Consider the following 19,147-nt stretch of genomic DNA (forward strand, 5'->3'; position numbering starts at 1 on the left):
CATCGTGCAGCCGGGCTGTTACGGATGAATCGCCCCAGTGTGCAGCATCCCGTTCGGGACAAGTACTAGAAGAGACCTTGAATCACTGGCGTCGGTCGGCGCCCAGTGCGAGTGAAGTTGTTTGTGCAGTGCCCCGTGGTGCACTGCAAGAATCTGCTAGGAGTAGGTATGGACAGTATCGTTGTTGCTGCGAAGTCGGCGGAAAGCACCTCGGAAATCGCTTGGGGCAATATAAAGCTGTTGGATACCAGTCTGGTCAAACTGCCAGTGGATCCCGGCGATGTCGCTTCGGCCACGCGTTCCGGCAACAACCTGACCATCACGCTCAAATCCGGTGAACAGATCACGCTTGGAGACTTCTTCAAGGTGGATGCGGCCGGGCAACAGAGCGAGCTGGTCTTCGAAGGCCAGGATGGTTTTCTCTGGCAGGCCAACTACGGCGAACCCTTTACCGGCTTTACCTTCTCCGAAGCCTCGACCGTGGACGAATTGCTGCTGGCCGGTGCGGCCGCCAGCGGTGCCACGCCTGGCTGGTTGCTCGCTGCGTTCGGCCTAGTGGGCGTAGGCGCCACCACGGCTGCAGTGGGTGGCGGAGGCGGTGGTGGCGGCGGCGGTGGCGGTGCGCCCGTACCGCCCGTGGAACCAGTACCGCCCGTTGACACGACGGCACCGGGCGCCCCGACCGGGCTCAGTTTCGCCGCCGATGGCAGCAGCGTTTCGGGCAGCGCCGAAAGCAATGCAGCGGTGACCATTCGCGATGCGCAAGGCAATGTTGTCGGCAGCGGAACCGTGGATGCCGATGGCAATTTCCAAGTGCTGTTCCCCGCGCCTCAGGCCAATGGTGAATCGCTGGAAGTGATCATCACCGACGGCTCGGGCAACAGCTCGGACCCGGTGGTCATCACCGCACCCGATACCACTGCGCCCGCAGCGCCCGGTGCGCTGACGCTCAGCCCAGATGGCAGCACCTTGACCGGCACCGGCGAGCCCGGCGCCACCGTTACCCTGACCACGGCCACCGGCGTGGTCCTGGGCTCGGCCGTGGTAGCGGCCGACGGCACGTTCAACCTGACCCTGACCCCGCCGCAGATCAACGGCGAAGCCTTGAGCGCCACGCAAACCGATGCAGCGGGCAACCAATCGCCCGCCGCAGGCCTGATCGCGCCTGACCTGACGCCTGGCCCAACCCCTGATCCGACGCCTGACCCGACACCCGACACCACCGCTCCAAACGCGCCGACCGGCCTGGCCGTCAGCGCCAATGGCAGCGTGCTGACCGGTCGCGGTGAGGCCGGCACGGTGGTCAATGTCACCGATGCGGCCGGGAACCTGATCGCTACCGGGACCGTGGACACCAACGGCAATTTCCGCGTCGACCTCAGTCCTGCACAGGCCAACGGGCAGGGCCTGGCGGTTACGCTGACCGACGCCTCAGGCAATGTGTCGTTGCCCGCCAACGTGCTGGCCCCAGACATCGAGGCCCCGGCTGCGCCGAGCAATCTGAGCATTGATGGCAGCGGGTTGGTGCTCAGCGGGCGCGCCGAAGCAGGCGCTACCGTGGCGGTGCGCGACGCTGCCGGCAACCTGCTCGGCACCGGTACAGCCAACGCCAGCGGCATCTTCCAGATCACCTTGAGCGCAGCCCAGATCGACGGCGAAACCCTGAGCGTGGTGGCCACCGATGCGGCGGGCAATGCGTCGCTGCCGGGCCAGTTGCAGGTGCCGGACCTCAGCGTGTCCGAACCGATCACCGATTTCGTCGTCAGCGCCGATGGTTTCTCCTGCGGCGGCCGCGGCCAGGCGGGCGACACCGTGACCATCACCAACGCCGCCGGCGACGCCATCGGCAGTGCGGTGGTGAACGCTTTCGGCCGCTTTTTCATCCGTTTTGCACTGCGCCTCACCCCCAATGAACCGATCACTGCCACGCAGACCGACGAGAACGGTAACGTCACCTCCACGTTCAGCATGCTGGTGCCCGATGACATCGGCCCCGGCACTCCGGACAACCTCAACCTGAGCCAGGACGGCCTGACCCTGACGGGTACCGGCAATGCCGGCGACACCGTGCGCGTATTCACCAGCCAGGGCGTGCTGCTGGGTAGCGCCATCGTCAATGCCGATGGGACCTTTTCGGTCATCCTCGGCCAGGCCCAGACCAATGGCGAGACGCTGACGCTCATCGCCACCGATTTCGATAACGAAGCCTCGGTACCGGTGCCGTTCGTGGCACCCGACAGCACGGCCCCAGCCACTGTCGGCAACCTCGGCTTCAGCGCCGATGGAGCAACCTTGACCGGCACCGGCGAGCCGGGTGCCACGGTGATCGTGCGCAATGCCCAAGGCAATGTAGTGGGCACCGGCACGGTCGATCAGGCCGGCAACTTTGTCGTCACTCTCGCGCCGGCTCAGGCCGATGGGCAAGTGCTCAGCGTCACCCAGACCGATGCGGCCGGCAATCTTTCCGCCGCAGTGCCGACGACGGCACCTGATATCACTGCCGGCGTGGATTTGAGCCAGGTCACCATCAGTGCCGACGGCAGCCTGGTGAGCGGCCGTGGCCAACCGGGCGATACCATCACTGTCAGCGGCGCGGGCGGGGTGCTGCTGGCCACCGGCGTGGTCGCGGCCGATGGCACCTTCAGCCTGTCCCTGGCTACGCCACAGACCAACGGCCAGGCGCTGCTCATCGGTCAACAGGACGCCGCCGGCAATGCCTCGGCCAATGTCGCCCTGACCGCACCTGATCTGGAAGCGCCGGTGGCGCCGAGCAACCTGGCCCTGAATGCCGGCGGTACCGTGCTCTCGGGCGTGGCTGAGGCCGGTACCACGGTGTCGGTGAAGAATGCAGCCGGCACGCTGCTGGGCACGGCGCTGGTCGCGGCCGACGGCACCTTCCAGGTCACCCTGTCGAGTGCCCAGGCCAATGGCCAGGCACTGACGTTGAGCGCCGTGGATGCAGCCGGCAACAGCTCGGCAGCAGTTCCCTTCACGGCGCCGGATACCACCGCGCCGAATGCGGTCACCAACCTGCTGATCAGCGCCGACGGCCTGACCCTGACCGGACGCGGCGAGCCGGGTGCCACGGTGACCATCAGCAATGCTGCAGGCGTGGTGATCGGCACTGCCACGGTCGGCGCCAACGGCAATTTCAGCACGGCGCTGGCACCGGCCGCCGTCGAAGGCGACCTGCTCGGCGCGGTGCAAGCCGACGCTGCCGCAAATGTCTCGACCCCGGTCTTCATCACGGCACCCGACGCGATTGGCCCGGGCACGCCTGGCAATCTGGCATTGAGCAGCGATGGGCTGCAGTTGACCGGCACCGGCAGCGCCGGCAACACCGTCAACGTCTTCGGCCCCCAGGGCAACCTGCTGGGCACGGCTACCGTGGCCGCCAACGGCACGTTCGTCATTACCCTGAGCCAACCCCAGACCAACGGTGAAGTGCTGTCGGTGGTCGCCACCGATGCGCTGGGCGAGGCCTCGGTGCCGGTAGAAATCACCGCGCTCGACTCGACCGCGCCCGACCCGGTGAGCGGCGTCGCCATCAGCGCCAACGGCGCTACCGTGACCGGTAGCGGTGAAGCGGGTGCTAGCGTCACTGTGCGTGGCGCCAATGGTGCGATGATCGGCACCGGCACCGTCGCCACCGACGGTACCTTCAGCGTCGCCTTGAACCCACCGCAACTGGACGCCCAACAGCTTCAGGTCGTCCAGACCGATGCATCGGGCAACAGCGCCACGGCCGTCGACCTGATCGCGCCCGACCTCACCGCACCGGCCGCGCTCTCGCAATTGGCCGTGAGCAACGACGGCCTGATCCTGACCGGACGCGGCGAAGTCGGCGCCACGGTTACGGTGCTCGCGCCCAACGGCCTCACCCTGGGCACGGCAACGGTGGGCAACGACGGCTTGTTCAGCGTTACGCTCAACGCTGCACAGACCAACGGCCAGAACCTCAGCGTCAGCCAGAGCGACGCTGCCGGTAACCGCTCGCCCGTCGCCCTGGCGCAAGCGCCCGACACCGATGCGCCTGCCGCACCCGCTGCCTTGCAGCTCAACAGCAGCGGAACCGTGTTGACCGGCGTGGGCGAGGCGGGTGCCACGGTGCGCGTGGTCGGTGCCAATGGCGTCGAGCTGGGCAATGCCGTGGTCGCGGCTAACGGTACGTTCCAGGTCAGCCTGTCTCCGGCCCAGGCCAACGGCCAGGTGCTTGAGGTCACCCAGACTGACGGCGCCGGCCAGACCTCGGTGCCGGTAGCGATCACCGCTGCCGATAGCACGGCTCCCGGCGCCTTGGCCAATGTGCTCCTGAGCCGTGATGGACTGAGCGTGACCGGCACCGGTGAGAGCGGGGCCACGGTCACCGTTCGCGCGGCCAATGGCGCACTGCTCGGCAGCGCCGTGGTGGGCAGCGATGGCACCTTCAGCGTTGGCCTGGCCAGTGCCCAGGTCAACGGCGAACGCCTGGGCGCCGCCCAGGCCGACCCAAGCGGCAACGTGTCGCCGACCACCTTCGTCAGCGCTGCCGATGTGACTGTGCCCGGCGCTCCGGCCGCGCTGGCACTGGATGCCAGCGGGCTGGTGCTGACCGGTACCGCCGAAGCCGGCGCCACCGTGCGCATCACCAATGCACAAGGTGCGTTGCTGGGCACCGGCACAGTGGCAGCCAACGGTACCTTCAGCATCACCTTGAGCGCGGCCCAGACCAATGGCCAAAGCCTCAAGGCCGTGGCCACCGACGCGGCCAGCAACAACTCGGCAGCCAGCACTCTGGTCGCCGTCGACACCACCGCGCCGATTGCGGTCGGCAACCTGGCGATCAGTCCTAATGGCCTGACGCTGTCGGGCACCGGTGAAGTGGGCGCGAGCGTCGCCGTACGGGCCGCCAACGGCGACCTGATCGGCAGCGGCACCGTGGGTGCCAATGGTATTTTCGTCATTGCCTTGAACCGTGCGGCGCTGCAGAGCGACGTCCTCAACGTGATCGAGACCGATGCGGCCGGCAATGCATCGACACCCGTCACCGTCAACGGGCCGGACGGCAACGAGCCGGTCGCCCCCGGCAACCTGGTGATCAGCCTCGATGGCGTGACGCTCACCGGTACTGCCCTGGCCGGCAACACCGTGACCGTCGTCGATGGGCAAGGCGCAGTACTCGGCTCGGCCGTGGTCAATGCCGCCGGCCAGTTCAGCCTGACCCTGTCGCCGGCGCAGAACAACGGCGAGCTGCTGAGCGTGCAGGCCAGCGACGGCGTGCGCGTGTCGGTGCCGACCCTGCTCACGGCGCTGGACGCCACGCCACCCGATGCCCTCGACAACGTCCAGCTCAGCGCCAACGGCAGCACCTTGAGCGGTACGGGTGAGGTCGGTGCCACGGTCAACGTGCGCGGCGCCCAGGGCCAATTGCTCGGCACCGGTACGGTCGGCAGCGATGGCACCTTCAGCATCGCTTTCACCCCGGCCCTGATCGACCGCCAGGTACTGACCGCCACCCAGACCGATGCGGGTGGCAATGTCTCGGCGGCGGTCAGCGTTACCGCCCCGGATTTCACCGCTCCGCTGGCTGCGTCGGGCTTGAGCCTGAACGCCCAGGGCACCGTTCTGAGCGGTGTGGGCGAGGCGGGCACCACGGTCGCCGTGCGCGATGCGGCAGGCGTGATCATCGGCAACGGTAGCGTGGCCGCCAATGGCACGTTCCAGATCACCCTGACCACGGCGCAGTTGACCGGCACCACTTTGCAAGTGACGTTGACGGACGCGGCAGGCAACGTTTCGCCCTCGGCGGCGTTGCCCGTCGCCGACGTTACCGCACCGGGGGTGGTGACCGGCCTGCAGCTCAATGTGGCGGGCACGTTGCTGACCGGCAAGGGTGAAGTAGGCGCGACGGTCAGCGTGACCGCGGCCAATGGCACTGTGCTTGGCAGTGCTGTGGTCGGCGCAACCGGCAGCTTCGTTGTCAACCTGGTGCCTGCGCAAGCCAATGGCGAGGTGCTCGATGTCCAGCAGGTGGACGCTGCGGGCAACCTGTCGCTGCCAGTGGCGCTGATCGCCGCGGACGTGACTGCCCCCATCGCCCTGAACAACGTTGCCATCAGCGCCAATGGCGTGGTCGTTACCGGTGTGGGTGAAGCGGGCGCGACCGTGCGGGTATTGACCAGTGCCGGGGGCGAACTGGGCACCGCGACGGTCGGCGCCGATGGCCGCTTCTCGGTCACGCTGGCCACACCTCAAATCAATCTGCAGTCGCTCACCGTGACCCAGGCCGATGCCGCCGGCAACCTCTCGGCCAACGTCAACCTGACCGCGCCTGACCTGCAGGCGCCGAGCGCGCCCACCAACGTCGTGCTGACGGCGCAAGGCTCGGCCGTCACTGGCCAGGCCGAGCCCGGCACGGTGGTGTCGGTGGTGGTCAGCGACGCCCAGGGCAATGTGCTGGGCACCGCAACCGTTGCCGCCAACGGCACTTTCCAGGTCAATCTGGATACGCCGCAGACCAATGGCCAGACCCTGCTGGTGACCTCCACCGATGCCGCCGGCAACGTGTCCACCTCGATCACCGTCATTGCCGCCGACTTGACTGCGCCCAACCTGGCCACCGATCTTGCGGTCAATCCCGCGGGTACCCTGCTGGCCGGCAAAGGCGAAGTCGGTGCCACGGTTACCGTGTTCGATGCCCAAGGCACGCAGATCGGTACCGGCACCGTCGGGCCGACTGGCAGTTTCCTGGTCATTCTCACACCCGTCGCACAGAACGCCGTGCTGAGCGTGACGCTCACCGACCGTTTCGACAATGTTTCGCTGCCCGCCAGCGTGACGGTGCCCGACGCCGACGGGCCCGATCAACCCACCGCGCTGGTGCTCAGCGCCGACGGCCTGCGCCTGACCGGCATTGCCGACGTTGGCAACACCATCACGGTGCGTGGCCCCACTGGCGTGCTGGGCACCACCACGGTCAATGCCGATGGCACGTTCCAACTGACCTTGAGCGCGGCGCAGACCAATGGCGAACAACTGGATGTCGTCGCCAGCAGCGGTGGCTTCAATTCGCTGCCAGGCCAGCTTACCGCCATCGACAGCACGGCTCCGGCGCTGACCAATGTCGTCATCAGCAATGACGGCAGCCTGATCACCGGGCGCGGCGAAGCAGGCGCCACGGTCACCGTACTCAACCCGGCCGGCGTGGCCATCGCCACGGCCGTCGTCGGTATCAACGGGCAGTTCAGCGTGACGCTGACGCCGCCGCAGATAGATGCGCAACGCTTGCAGGTCAACCAGGTCGATGGGGCAGGCAACAGCTCGCTGCCGGCGACTGTGACCGCACCGGACCTGACCCTGCCCGGCAGCGTGCTGCAGCCACTGGTAAGCGCCGATGGTCTGGTGGTCAGCGGGCGTGGCGAAGCAGGTGCCACGGTTACCGTGTTCGCCAGCAATGGCGTGTTGCTGGGCACTGGCGTGGTGGATGCGAATGGCCTGTTCAGCGTCAACCTGAACCAGGCCCAGAACAACGGCCAGACCCTCACCTTGTCGCAACGTGACCCGGCCGGCAACGAGTCCGCAGTGGTCAGCGTGCAGGCAGGCGATACCTCGATTCCCCTGGCGCCCGCTGCGCTGGTGCTCGACGCCACCGGGTTGTTGCTCAGTGGTACCGGCGAGATCGGTGCAACCGTTCAGATCAGAAATGCCAACGGAGACCTCGTCGGCAGTGGCGTGGTAGGCGCCAATGGCCGCTTCCAGATCAGCCTGGACACGCCGCAGGTAGCCGGGCAACTGTTGGCCGTCACGCAGAGCGATGCGGCGGGCAACACCTCGCCAGCCACACCGCTGACCGCCCCGGACACCACCGCGCCGACCGCACTGCTCAACGTCGTGCTCAGCAGCGACGGTCGGCTGGTCAGCGGCACGGGTGAGGCCGGTGCCACGGTCACTGTGCGCAGTGTCGCTGGCGTATCGCTGGGCAGCGCCGTGGTAGGCGCGGACGGCAGTTTCAGCGTTACCTTGACCAGTCCGCAACTCAATGGGCAGACGCTGTCGCTGGTGCAGGTCGACGCCGCCAGCAATGTCTCGCCAACCTTCAGCCTGCAGGCAGCCGACATCACTGCCCCGGCGGTGCCGACCGGGCTGTCGCTGAGCCTGGCGGGCACGCTGCTTTCGGGTGTCACCGAGGCAGGTGCGACCGTCAGCATCACCGGGGCTCAGGGCCAAGTCGTCGGCAGCGGCGTTGCCGGCAGCGATGGCACCTTCGCCATTACCCTGGCGACAGCGCAAGCCAATGGCCAGGCCCTGCGCGTCACGGCCACCGATGCGGCAGGCAATACCTCGCAGTCGGCCACCCTGCTGGCAGCCGACATCACCCCACCGGTCGCGGTCAGCAATCTGGTGGTCAGCGCCGACGGCACCTTGCTCAGCGGCTCGGGTGAGGCCAATGCCACGGTGCGCATCACCGCCGCCAACGGCGATCTGCTCGGCACCGGCACGGTGAATGCGAACGGCACTTTCCTGGTTACCCTGAACCGGCCTGCCATCCTCAGCGACGTGCTGACCGTGATCGAAACCGATGCCGCAGGCAACCCCTCGCTGCCGGCGCAGGTCAACGGCCCGGATGGCGGTGCTCCGATCGCTCCGGCCAATCTGCTGCTGACACTGGAAGGCGCGATCCTCACCGGCACCGGTTCGGCGGGCGCCCTCATCCGTGTTACCAATACCACAGGCGTGCTGCTGGGCAGCGGCACCGTCAATGCGTTGGGTACGTTCAGCATCCTGCTCGATGCCCCGCAACGCAATGGCGAAGTGTTGAGTGTTCAGGCCACTGACGCGATTGGTCGTGTTTCGATTCCGGTGTCGCTGACTGCCGGGGATACCACCGCGCCTGACCTGCTTGCCAACGTTCAGCTCAGCGCCAACGGTGCGCTGGTTACCGGCAGCGGCGAGGCAGGTGCGCAAGTCACCGTGCGCAATGCGCTGAACCAGTCGGTCGGCACCGCCACGGTGGCCACGGACGGCACCTTCACGGTCAACCTGGTGCCTGCCCAGACCAACCTGCAGGTGCTCACCGTGACTCAGGCCGATACGGCCGGCAACCTGTCGCTGGGCGTGACCCTGATCGCACCGGACCTGACAGCGCCCGAGGCGCCGGTGGCGCTGGTGCTCAATGATGTCGGCACGGTGTTGACCGGCGCCGGCGAGGCGGGTGCCAGCGTGGTGGTGCGCAACGCCCTGGGCGTCCAGGTCGGCGCCGGCACCGTGAACGCCAACGGCACGTTCCAGATCACTCTGGATGCGCCGCAGATCGACGGCGGTACCCTGAGGGTCACCCTCGGCGACAGCGCGGGCAACCTGTCCCTGGTGGGCAGCGTGGTTGGTCGCGACACCCTGGCACCGGTGGCGGTGGTGGCGCCTGTCATCAACGCCGACGGCAGCCTGATCACTGGGCGCGGCGAAGCGGGTGCGACCGTCACCGTCACCAGCCTCGCCGGCACCGTGCTCGGCTCGGCCGTGGTTGCCGCCAATGGCACGTTCAGCCTGGTGCTCGATCCGCCCCAGGCCAACGGCCAGCTTCTGGACGTGCTGCAGACCGATGCGGCCGGCAACGGCTCGGTGCCGGTTGCGCTGCAGGCGCCGGACATTACCCCGCCGACGGCGCTCAGCGGAGTGCTCATCAGCGCCGATGGCCTGGTGGTCAGCGGTCGCGGCGAGGCCGGGGCTTCGGTTCGCGTACTGCTCGGCAACACCGAGCTGGGCCGCGCCGACGTCAACGCCAGCGGGCAGTTCACCATCACGCTGAACAATCCTCAGGTGAACCTGCAGCAGCTCACTGTCAGCCAGGTCGATGCCGCGGGCAACTTCTCTGCCAACGTCACGCTGAACGCACCGGACCTGCAAGCGCCGGCAGCGCCGACCGATGTGGTGCTCACGCCGCAGGGCGGGGCGGTCATCGGCAAGGCAGAACCCGGCAGCGTGGTCTCGGTGGTGGTCAGCGATGCCCAGGGCAATGTGCTGGGCACAGCCACGGTCGCGGCCAACGGCACCTTCCAGGTCGACCTGGCGTTTCCGCAAACCAACGGCCAGACGCTGCTGGTCACGTCGACCGATGCCGCCGGCAACACCTCGACCAGCATCACCGTAATCGCCGCCGACCTCACCGCGCCGGATGCGCCCATTGCCCTGGGTGTCAGCCTTGATGGTCTGACCGTGGTCGGCCAGGGCGAAATCGGCAGCACTGCCACCGTGCGCGCCGTCAACGGCGACTTGCTCGGCACCGCAGCGGTCGGTCCGAACGGCATTTTCACAGTCGTGCTGCTGCGCGCCGCCACCGAAAACGAGGTGCTCAACGTCACCTTGACCGATGCGGCCCGCAACGTGTCGACGGCAACCGTCGTGGTCGCCCCGGATGTCAACGGTCCCGATCAACCCACTGCGCTGCTGCTGGGCGGCAATGGCCTGACCCTCGGCGGGCAGGGCGATGTCGGCAACACCATTACCGTCCGCAGCGTGACGGGCGTGGTACTGGGCACGGCAGTGGTAGACGCCACGGGCAATTTCCAGGTCGCACTGAACGCAGCCCAGACCAATGGCGAAACCCTCGAAGTCATCGCCACCAGCGGCGCGCTGGTATCGCTGTCTGCGCTGATCACGGTAGCAGACACCACGCCGCCCGGCCTGATCAGCAACCTGCTGGTCAGCCTCGACGGCACGCAGGTCACCGGGCGCGGCGAGGCCGGCTCGATCGTGACCATTCGGGGCCCCGACAACGCCGTGCTGGGCACGGCGACGGTCGGCGTCACGGGCGCCTTTACCGTTGCGCTGAACGTCGCGCAGACCAATGGTCAGGTGCTCAGTGCCGTGCAGGTGGACGGCGGCAACAACCCATCGACAGCCGTGACCGTGATTGCTCGCGACAGCACGCTGCCCGACGCTCCAGCAGCGGTGCTCAATCCTGCCGGCACCCTGGTTACCGGCACCGCCGAACCCGGCACGGTGGTCACTGTGATCGTCAGCGATGCTCAAGGCAATGTGCTGGGCACTACCACGGTGGCAGCCGATGGCAGCTACGAGGTCGACCTGGGCACCGCGCAGGCCAACGGCCAGACCTTGCTGGTGACTTCCACCGATGCCGCCGGCAACGTGTCCGCCAGCACCACGCTGTTGGCGCTGGACACTACCCCACCTGCGCCGGTGACCGCGCTGGTGATCAGCCCGAACGGCGATCTGCTGGCTGGCCGCGGCGAGCCTGCTGCCGAGGTGACCGTGCGCGACGCGGGCGGCACCGTGATCGGTACTGGCGTGGTCGGTGCCACGGGCAGCTTCCTCATCACCCTCACTGCCCCCGTCGCCCCGGGGGACGTGCTCACCGTTGTCCAAGAAGATGCCGTGGGTAACGCGTCGGACGACGTCGACGTTACTGCACCCGACGGCACCGGTCCGGACCAACCCAGCGCGCTGCTGCTCAGTGGGAACGGCCTGCAGCTGAGCGGTCTGGCCGATGCTGGCAATACCGTGACCGTACGCAGTGCCACCGGCGTGGTGCTGGGCACCGCAGTGGCCGATGGCAACGGTGCTTTCACGGTCGCGCTGTCGAGCCCGCAGCTCAACGGCGAACAGCTGGAAGTGGTTGCCAGCCTCGGTGCGCGGGTCTCGGTGCCTGCGCAAGTGCAGGCCCTCGACCTGACCGCGCCGGGCGCACTGACCGATCTGCTGGCCAGTGCCGATGGCACCCAACTGACCGGTCGCGGCGAAGTGGGCGCCACCGTTACCGTGCTCGCGCCCGATGGTACTGCGCTGGGCAGCGTCGTCATCGGCGTTACCGGCACCTTCACCGTACCGTTCCCGGTCGCGCAGTTGGGCGGCGGCAACCTTGCGGTGTCGCAGACCGATGTGGCCGGCAACCTTTCGCCGACGGCGCTGGTGCCGGCGGTGGACAGCACGCCGCCTGCGGCTCCTACCGCTGCCGTTGACCTCAACGGCGGGGCAGTGGTGGGTGTTGCGGAACCGGGCACCGTGGTCACGGTGATCGTCAGCGATGCCCAGGGCAATGTGCTGGGGAGCGCCACAGTCGCGCCCAACGGCAGCTACGAAGTCGTTCTGGGAGCGGCGCAGACCAATGGCCAGACCTTGCTGGTCACCTCGACCGATGCGGCGGGCAACGTGTCGTCGACCACCCTCGTGGTCGCGCCCGACACCACTGTGCCGAACCCGGTCACCGACCTTGTGGTCAGCGCCGACGGCGCGCTGTTGACCGGTAAGGGCGAAATCGGCGCGCAAGTCACCGTACTCGGCGTGGGCGGTATTTCGGTCGGCACGGCCACGGTCGATGGCAACGGCAATTTCACCGTGACGCTCAATCCGATCTCCGGCGACCGCACCTTGCTCAGCGTCACCCAGGCCGACCTGGCCGGCAACGTTTCGACCGTCGCCACGGTCACCACACCGGACACCAATGGCCCGGATGTACCCACCGCACTGGTGCTCAGCACCGACGGCCTGCAGTTGGTGGGCCAGGGTGATGTCGGTAACCTGATCACCGTGCGCAACCTGCAGGGGACCGTTCTGGGCACCGCGACCGTCGATGGCAGCGGCGTCTTCCAGTTGCAGCTTTCTGCTACCCAGCTCAATGGCGAGATCCTCCAGGTCACGGCCGCCGACGGCGCGCTGACCTCGCTGCCAGCGCAACTGACGGCGCCGGACGTGACCGCACCCACCAACCTCGGCGCTCTGTCGGTCAGCCTCGACGGCACGGTTCTGACCGGCCGCGGCGAAGCCGGTGCGACCGTGGTGATCACCGGCCCTGGCAATGTGGTGCTGGGCACTGCTGTGGTGGCGGTGACCGGGGTGTTCATTGCCAACCTGGCCACGCCACAGCTCAATGGCCAAGCCTTGAGCGTGGTGCAGACCGACCTGGCCGGCAACGCTTCGCAGGCCCTCGTCACGCTCGCCGGCGACCGTACGCCACCCGCAGCGCCGGCCGATCTGGCGGTCATCAACCAGGGCCTTGTGCTGACCGGCACGGGCGAACCCGGTGCACTGGTTACCGTTACCAATGCTCAGAACGTCGTTCTGGGCACCGCCACGGTCCTGCTCGATGGCAGCTTCCAGGTGGTGTTGAGCCAGGCGCAGGTCAACGGCCAGGCGCTGGGCGTGACCCTGACCGATGCCGCGGGCAACGTGTCGGTGCCAGGCGCCATTCTGGCGGGCGACACCACCGCGCCGGTGCCTTTGACCAACATCGCCATCAGCAATGACGGCGCACTCACCAGCCTGTTGACCGGCAAGGGCGAGCCCGGTGCCGTGGTCAGCGTGACCCGCCTGGACGGTACCGTACTGGGCAGCGGCCCGGTATCGGCGGCGGGCAATTTCAGCGTCACTTTGACGCCCGCGGTGATCACCGGCGAGCTCCTGAACCTGGTGCAGACCGATGCCGCAGGCAATGTCTCGCCAATTGCGACGATCAATTCGCCGGACACCACTGCGCCCGATTTGCTGACCCAGGTGGCAATCAACCTCACCACCGGTGCCACTGTCACCGGCCGGGGAGAGCCTGGCGCCACGGTGACCGTGCGCGACGCCGCTGGGGTAGTCCTGGGCAGCACGCAAGTGGCAGCCGACAACAGCTTCGTTGTGACCCTGTCGCCGGCGCAGATCAACAATCAGCCGCTGACCGTGGCCCAGACGGATGTGTCCGGCAACGTGGGTGCGAGCACACCGATCTTCGCCCCGGACCTGACCCCACCGGCTGCGCCGACGCAACTGCTGCTCAATGCCGGCGGTACCGTGCTCAGTGGTGTGGGCGAAGCCAATGCCACCGTGCTGGTGAAGAACGCGGAAGGCGTGACCCTGGGCACGGCGACCACCGTAGCCGCCGATGGTACCTTCCAGGTGACGTTGCCGGCGCAGCTCAACGGTCAGTCGCTGGTGGTGACGCTGACCGACGCAGCTGGCAATGTCTCGGGCCCCGGCAGCCTGCTGGCCGGCGACACCACGCCTCCGGCGGCGCCGACCATTCTGGCGCTGAACGCGACCGGTACGCTGCTCACCGGTACCGGCGAGCCCGGCGCGCAGTTGGTCATCCGCAACAACCTCAATGTGTCGGTGGGCACCGGTACGGTCAACGCCGATGGCACCTACAGCGTCACGCTCGGCGTGGCGCAGATCAACGGCGAAGTGCTCAGCGTCCGCCAGGTCGATGCCGCCGGCAACGCCTCCGCTGCGGTCACCATCACCGCCACCGATCTCCAGGCCCCGACCGCACTGGTCAACCTGGCGGTATCGACCAACGGCCTGCAACTGACCGGCAGCGGCGAAGCGCTCGCGCGCATCGTAGTCAAGAACGTGCTGGGCGTGCAGATCGGCGCGGCCACTGCCGATGTCGATGGTAATTTCACCGTCAACCTGGCTACCCCTCAACTCAACGGCCAGGTGCTTGTAGTGACCCAGGCCGACGTGGCTGGCAACGTCTCGCTGCCGTTCAACTTTGCCGTACCGGATGTCACCGCACCACTGGCATTGACTCTGACGGCGGTCAGCGCCGACGGTCGTATCGTCACCGGGCGTGGCGAAGCCGGCGCGACGGTGACCGTCACCGGTCCGCTGAACGCGACACTGGGCACGGCTGTCGTTGCAGCGGACGGCACGTTCAACGTCACCCTGAGCACCCCGCAGACCAACTTCGAAGCCTTGCTGCTGGTCCAGCGCGACGCTGCGGGGAACACCTCCGCCGGGGTTACCGTCAACGCCCCCGATCTGACCCCACCGGCGCTGCCGACAGGGTTGGGCCTGAGCGCCAACGGTCTGCTGTTCAACGGCACGGCCGAGGCGGGCGCAAGAGTGTTCGTGAGCAACGCTCAGGGCGCTGCGCTAGGCAACGTTCTGGTCGGCGCCAATGGCACCTTCAGCGTGCCGCTGAGCCTGGCACAACTCAATGGCGGGACGCTGGAGGTGTACGCCCAAGATGCCGCCGGCAACAAATCCGCGCTGGCACGTTTGACCGTTCCCGATATCACTCCACCGAGCCTGGCCACGCAACTGGTGGTGAATGCCGCGGGCACCGTGCTCACCGGCAAGGGTGAGGCCGGGGCGACCGTCAGTGTCGGGTTGCTGGTCGGGCAGACCCCTGTGGTGCTTGGCACGGCGGTGGTCGACGTCAATGGCAACTTCCAGGTGCCGCTGCTGCCGGCTGCCCTCGGTGGTCAGCTGTTGACCGTGATCCAGACCGATGCGGCGGGCAATCCTTCGGGTATCGCCTCGTTGAACATTCCTGTGGAGCTGCCACCGGCCGCGCCGCAGGTCAGCACCATCACCAGCAACGGCGTGACCCTGACCGGCACCACCGAGGCGGGCACTACCGTGGTGGTGCGCAGCGCCGCCGGGACCGTGCTCGGCACCGGTGTCACCACCGGTACGACCTTTACCGTGACCCTCAATCCACCCCAGGCCAACGGCCAGGTGCTCGAACTGCACGCCACCAAAGGCGCGCTCACGTCGATCGCGACCTTCTACACCTCGGTCGACAGCACCGCGCCAGTGCCCATCACCGCACTGGACGTCAACGGTACCGGTACGCTCGTTACCGGCCGAGGCGAGGTAGGCGCCACCGTGCGGGTCACCAATGCCGCCGGCGTGGTGGTAGGCACTGGCGTGGTCGGTTTGAACGGCAGCTTTGCCGTGGTGCTGCCAGTGGCCCAGGCCAACGGCGGTACCCTGACGGCGGTGCAGGTGGATGCCGCGCAGAACGTGTCGACAGCGGTCAGCATCGCTGCACCCGATATCATCGCACCCGTGGCACCGGTCATCACCGGCCTGAGCAATGCCGGGCAGACCCTCAGCGGCACCGGTGAAGCCGGTGCCATCGCGACCGTCTACAACGCTGCAGGGGTTGCCATCGGCACGGCCACCGTCCTGCCCAATGGCACCTTTGCGGTGACCTTGAGCAGCCCGCAACTCAATGGCCAATTGCTCAGCGTCAAGCTGGCCGATGCCGCCGGCAATGTGTCGGTGGGCACGCCGTTCCTGGCGCTCGACACCACCCCACCGACGGCGTTGGTCAACGTCGCGCTGGCCACCAATGGCAGCACCGTGACCGGGCAGGGCGAGGCCGGCGCGCGGGTGACCGTCAGCGTCGGCGGCGTGGCATTGGGCAACGCCGTGGTCGATGCCAGCGGCAACTTCAGCGTCGGCCTCAGCGCCGCGCAGCTCAATGGTCAGCAACTGACCGTGGTGCAGACCGACGCCGCTGGGCTGACGTCGCCGATCACCACACTCACGGCCCGTGATGCCACCGCGCCGAACGCACCGACCGCGCTGTTGCTGGTCGGCGGCGTGAGCCTGAGCGGCGTGGGCGAAGCCAACAGCACCGTCAAGGTCTACGGGGCCAACAACGCTCTGCTGGCCGAAGGGCCGGTGAACGCGCTGGGTCTGTTCACCGTGACACTGGCTGCGCCGCAGCTCAACGGAGGCGCGCTGCGCGTGACCCTCACCGATGCGGCCGGCAACGTGTCCGCAGCGGGCCAACTGGGTGTGGCCGACACCACGCCACCGGCTGCGCCAACCGCCACTATCAGTGCCAGCGGCACAGTGGTGTCGGGCACCGGCGAGGCGGGGGCCACCGTCACTGTGCGCAGTGGCGCCAGCGTGCTGGGCACGGCGCTGGTCGCCGCCAACGGCACCTACAGCGTTACCCTCAATGCCGCGCAGATCAACAGCCAGGTGCTGACCGTCAGCCAGGCCGATGCCGCAGCCAACGTTTCGCCGACGGCCACCACCACCGCGCCGGACCTGACCCCACCGAGCCTGGCCACCGGGCTGGTAGTGGCGGGCGATGGCCTGACCCTGCGCGGTACCGGCGAGCCGGGCGCCACGGTCAGCGTCAAGGCGGCCAACGGCGTCGTGCTCAACGTGGCGCCGGTCACCGTGGGGGCTGATGGTACCTTCACCGTGGCCTTGACCGCCGCGCAGATCAACGGCGAGCGCCTGAGTGTCACGCTCACCGACGGGCGCGGCAATGTCAGCGCCGGCGCGGCTGTGGTGGCACCGGACATCGACGTCAACGAACCGGTGACCGCCTCCAACAACCTGGCAACCGCTACGGTCAACATCACACCGGTCACGGTGGCCAGCGAGTACACCAACACCAGTGTCAGCCTGCTGCTGGGCCAGGTGAAGGCGTTCGGTTTCACGGTGGCTGCCGGTACCGTGACCGATCCGTTGATCACGGTGACCAACAACGCCTTGCTCGGTGTGCTGCCAGCGTCGGCTTTCGTTCTGGAGGTGCAGAACGCCGCCGGCAACTGGGTAACCCTGGCCAACAGCACGACCAATCCGCAGTTGCTCAATCTGATCGGGCTGGGTACCAACCAGGTGCAGGCCGACATCGGCTTGCTGCAAGCCGGCAACTATCGCCTGACGGTCGCCAGCAGTCTGGTTTCGCTGCTCGACAGCCTGACCACGCAGATCCAGTTCGTGACCACCAGCCTGACCCAGTTCACCGGAACCCCGGCGCCATTGGATGGCAACGTCATCACCGATCCCGGTGTGAACGGCCTGGCCGACCGCACCGGGCCGGACAACGGTGCGGTGTTGCAGGTACTCAAGAACGGCACCTACGTAACGGCCGGTGCGGGCACCATGGTGCAGGGCCTGTACGGCCAGCTCACCATCGATTCCACCGGTAAGTACACCTATAACCCGAGCGGGGCGGTCGCCAGCGTGGGCAAGGTCGAAGACTTCCAGTACCAGTTGGTGCACCCCAATGGCTTGAGCTCGACGGCCCATCTGTACGTGCGCATCGACAGCGCCAACGTCAATGAGGTGTGGAACCCCAACAACCTGGCCGCCAATGCCACCCTGGTGGACGCGATCAATGACACCGCGGCGAGTGCCTTGAGCCTGGTCGGTCAGTTCACCGACAACACGGCCACGATCGGTCGCTATGACAGCAGCTTGCTCGGCGGTCGCGGCGAGTTCACATTCACTGTGGCGCCGAACACCTTGAGCGACCTGACCTTGTCGGTCACCGGCAGCGGCCTGTCGCTGCTGTCGCCGGTCAACTTCGTGCTGTCCAAGCTGCAGGCCAACGGCACCTATGTTCAGGTAGGGTCCTATTCGGGTGCCAACCTGATCGCGGTCGGCAGCGCTGGCGTGGGTGTGCGCGTCGAGGACCAGACTGCCGGCACCTACCGCCTGGTCGTCACCAACGGTGGCCTGGGAGTGGCATCGAGCTACACCGCCGCGGTACGGCAAGAGGCGACGTCCACCAGCACCTTCGTGGTCGGCAGCGCCACCACGGCGGTGGGCAACCTGCTGACCGGGGCGGGCGCCGATGTACTGGGTTCCTCGTACACCTCGCTCAGCGTACTGAGTGCCGGCGCCTTCGTTCTGCCCGGGGTCAATGGCGTGACCATTGCCGGTGCCCATGGCGCGCTGCTGGTCAACGCAGATGGCAGCTATGCCTATACACCGACCTTGAACCAGGGCAGCGCCGTGATTGGCCAGACCGACGTGTTCACCTATCAACTCAACCACCCGACCGGAGCCAGCGATACCGCCACCCTGACCATCAACCTCAACAACGCCGCCGCGCCGGCTACCTTCGCGCGCCTGGCGTCGTTCGCCAGTGACGACACCAGCGCCGATCACGCTGCCGTTGCCGGCAGCGACCGGCACGACCCGCAAGGCACTTCGGGCGATGATCTGCTCGATGGCGTGCAGGGCGGGGCGCTGACCTTGCACGGTCAGGACGGCAACGACACCATCGTCATCTACGACCAGACGTTCGCGTCGGTGGACGGCGGTACCGGGACCGATACGTTGAAGTGGAGCGGCGGCGATGCCGATATCGACCTGAGCAATTTGGCGGCGCGCATCAACAACATCGAGGTCATCGACCTGAGCCAGTCCAGCAAGGTCAACCTGACCTTGAGCCTGAGCGACCTGCTGTCGGTCACCGACGCCAGCACCGACAAGCTTCTGATTCTGGGCGACAGCCACGACACCGTACACATGACCGGCGCAACCTGGGCGCCGGGCGCCACGCAGACGGACAACGGCGTGCAGTACAACGTCTACACTCCCCAGGAGGACCCCTCGCACCATCTGTGGGTCCAGAGCGGTATCAGTGTCGTCTGATACCCGCTACCAGCGTCGGGCCTGCGGGCCC

1 protein-coding gene is annotated in these 19,147 nt (G+C 67.4%); it reads left to right on the forward strand.

Going from position 1 to position 19,147, the window contains the following annotated elements; genetic code table 11:
* Positions 1–168 precede the first annotated feature (168 nt).
* Positions 169–19,116 carry a BapA/Bap/LapF family large adhesin gene (locus tag IFT98_RS06750; RefSeq protein ID WP_192047832.1) on the forward strand — a complete coding sequence of 6,316 codons (18,948 nt, stop codon included), beginning with the start codon at positions 169–171 and terminating at the stop codon, positions 19,114–19,116.
* Positions 19,117–19,147: the final 31 nt, after the last annotated feature.

The sequence above is a fragment of the Pseudomonas sp. CFBP 8770 genome, assembly GCF_014841705.1.
Taxonomy (GTDB): domain Bacteria; phylum Pseudomonadota; class Gammaproteobacteria; order Pseudomonadales; family Pseudomonadaceae; genus Aquipseudomonas.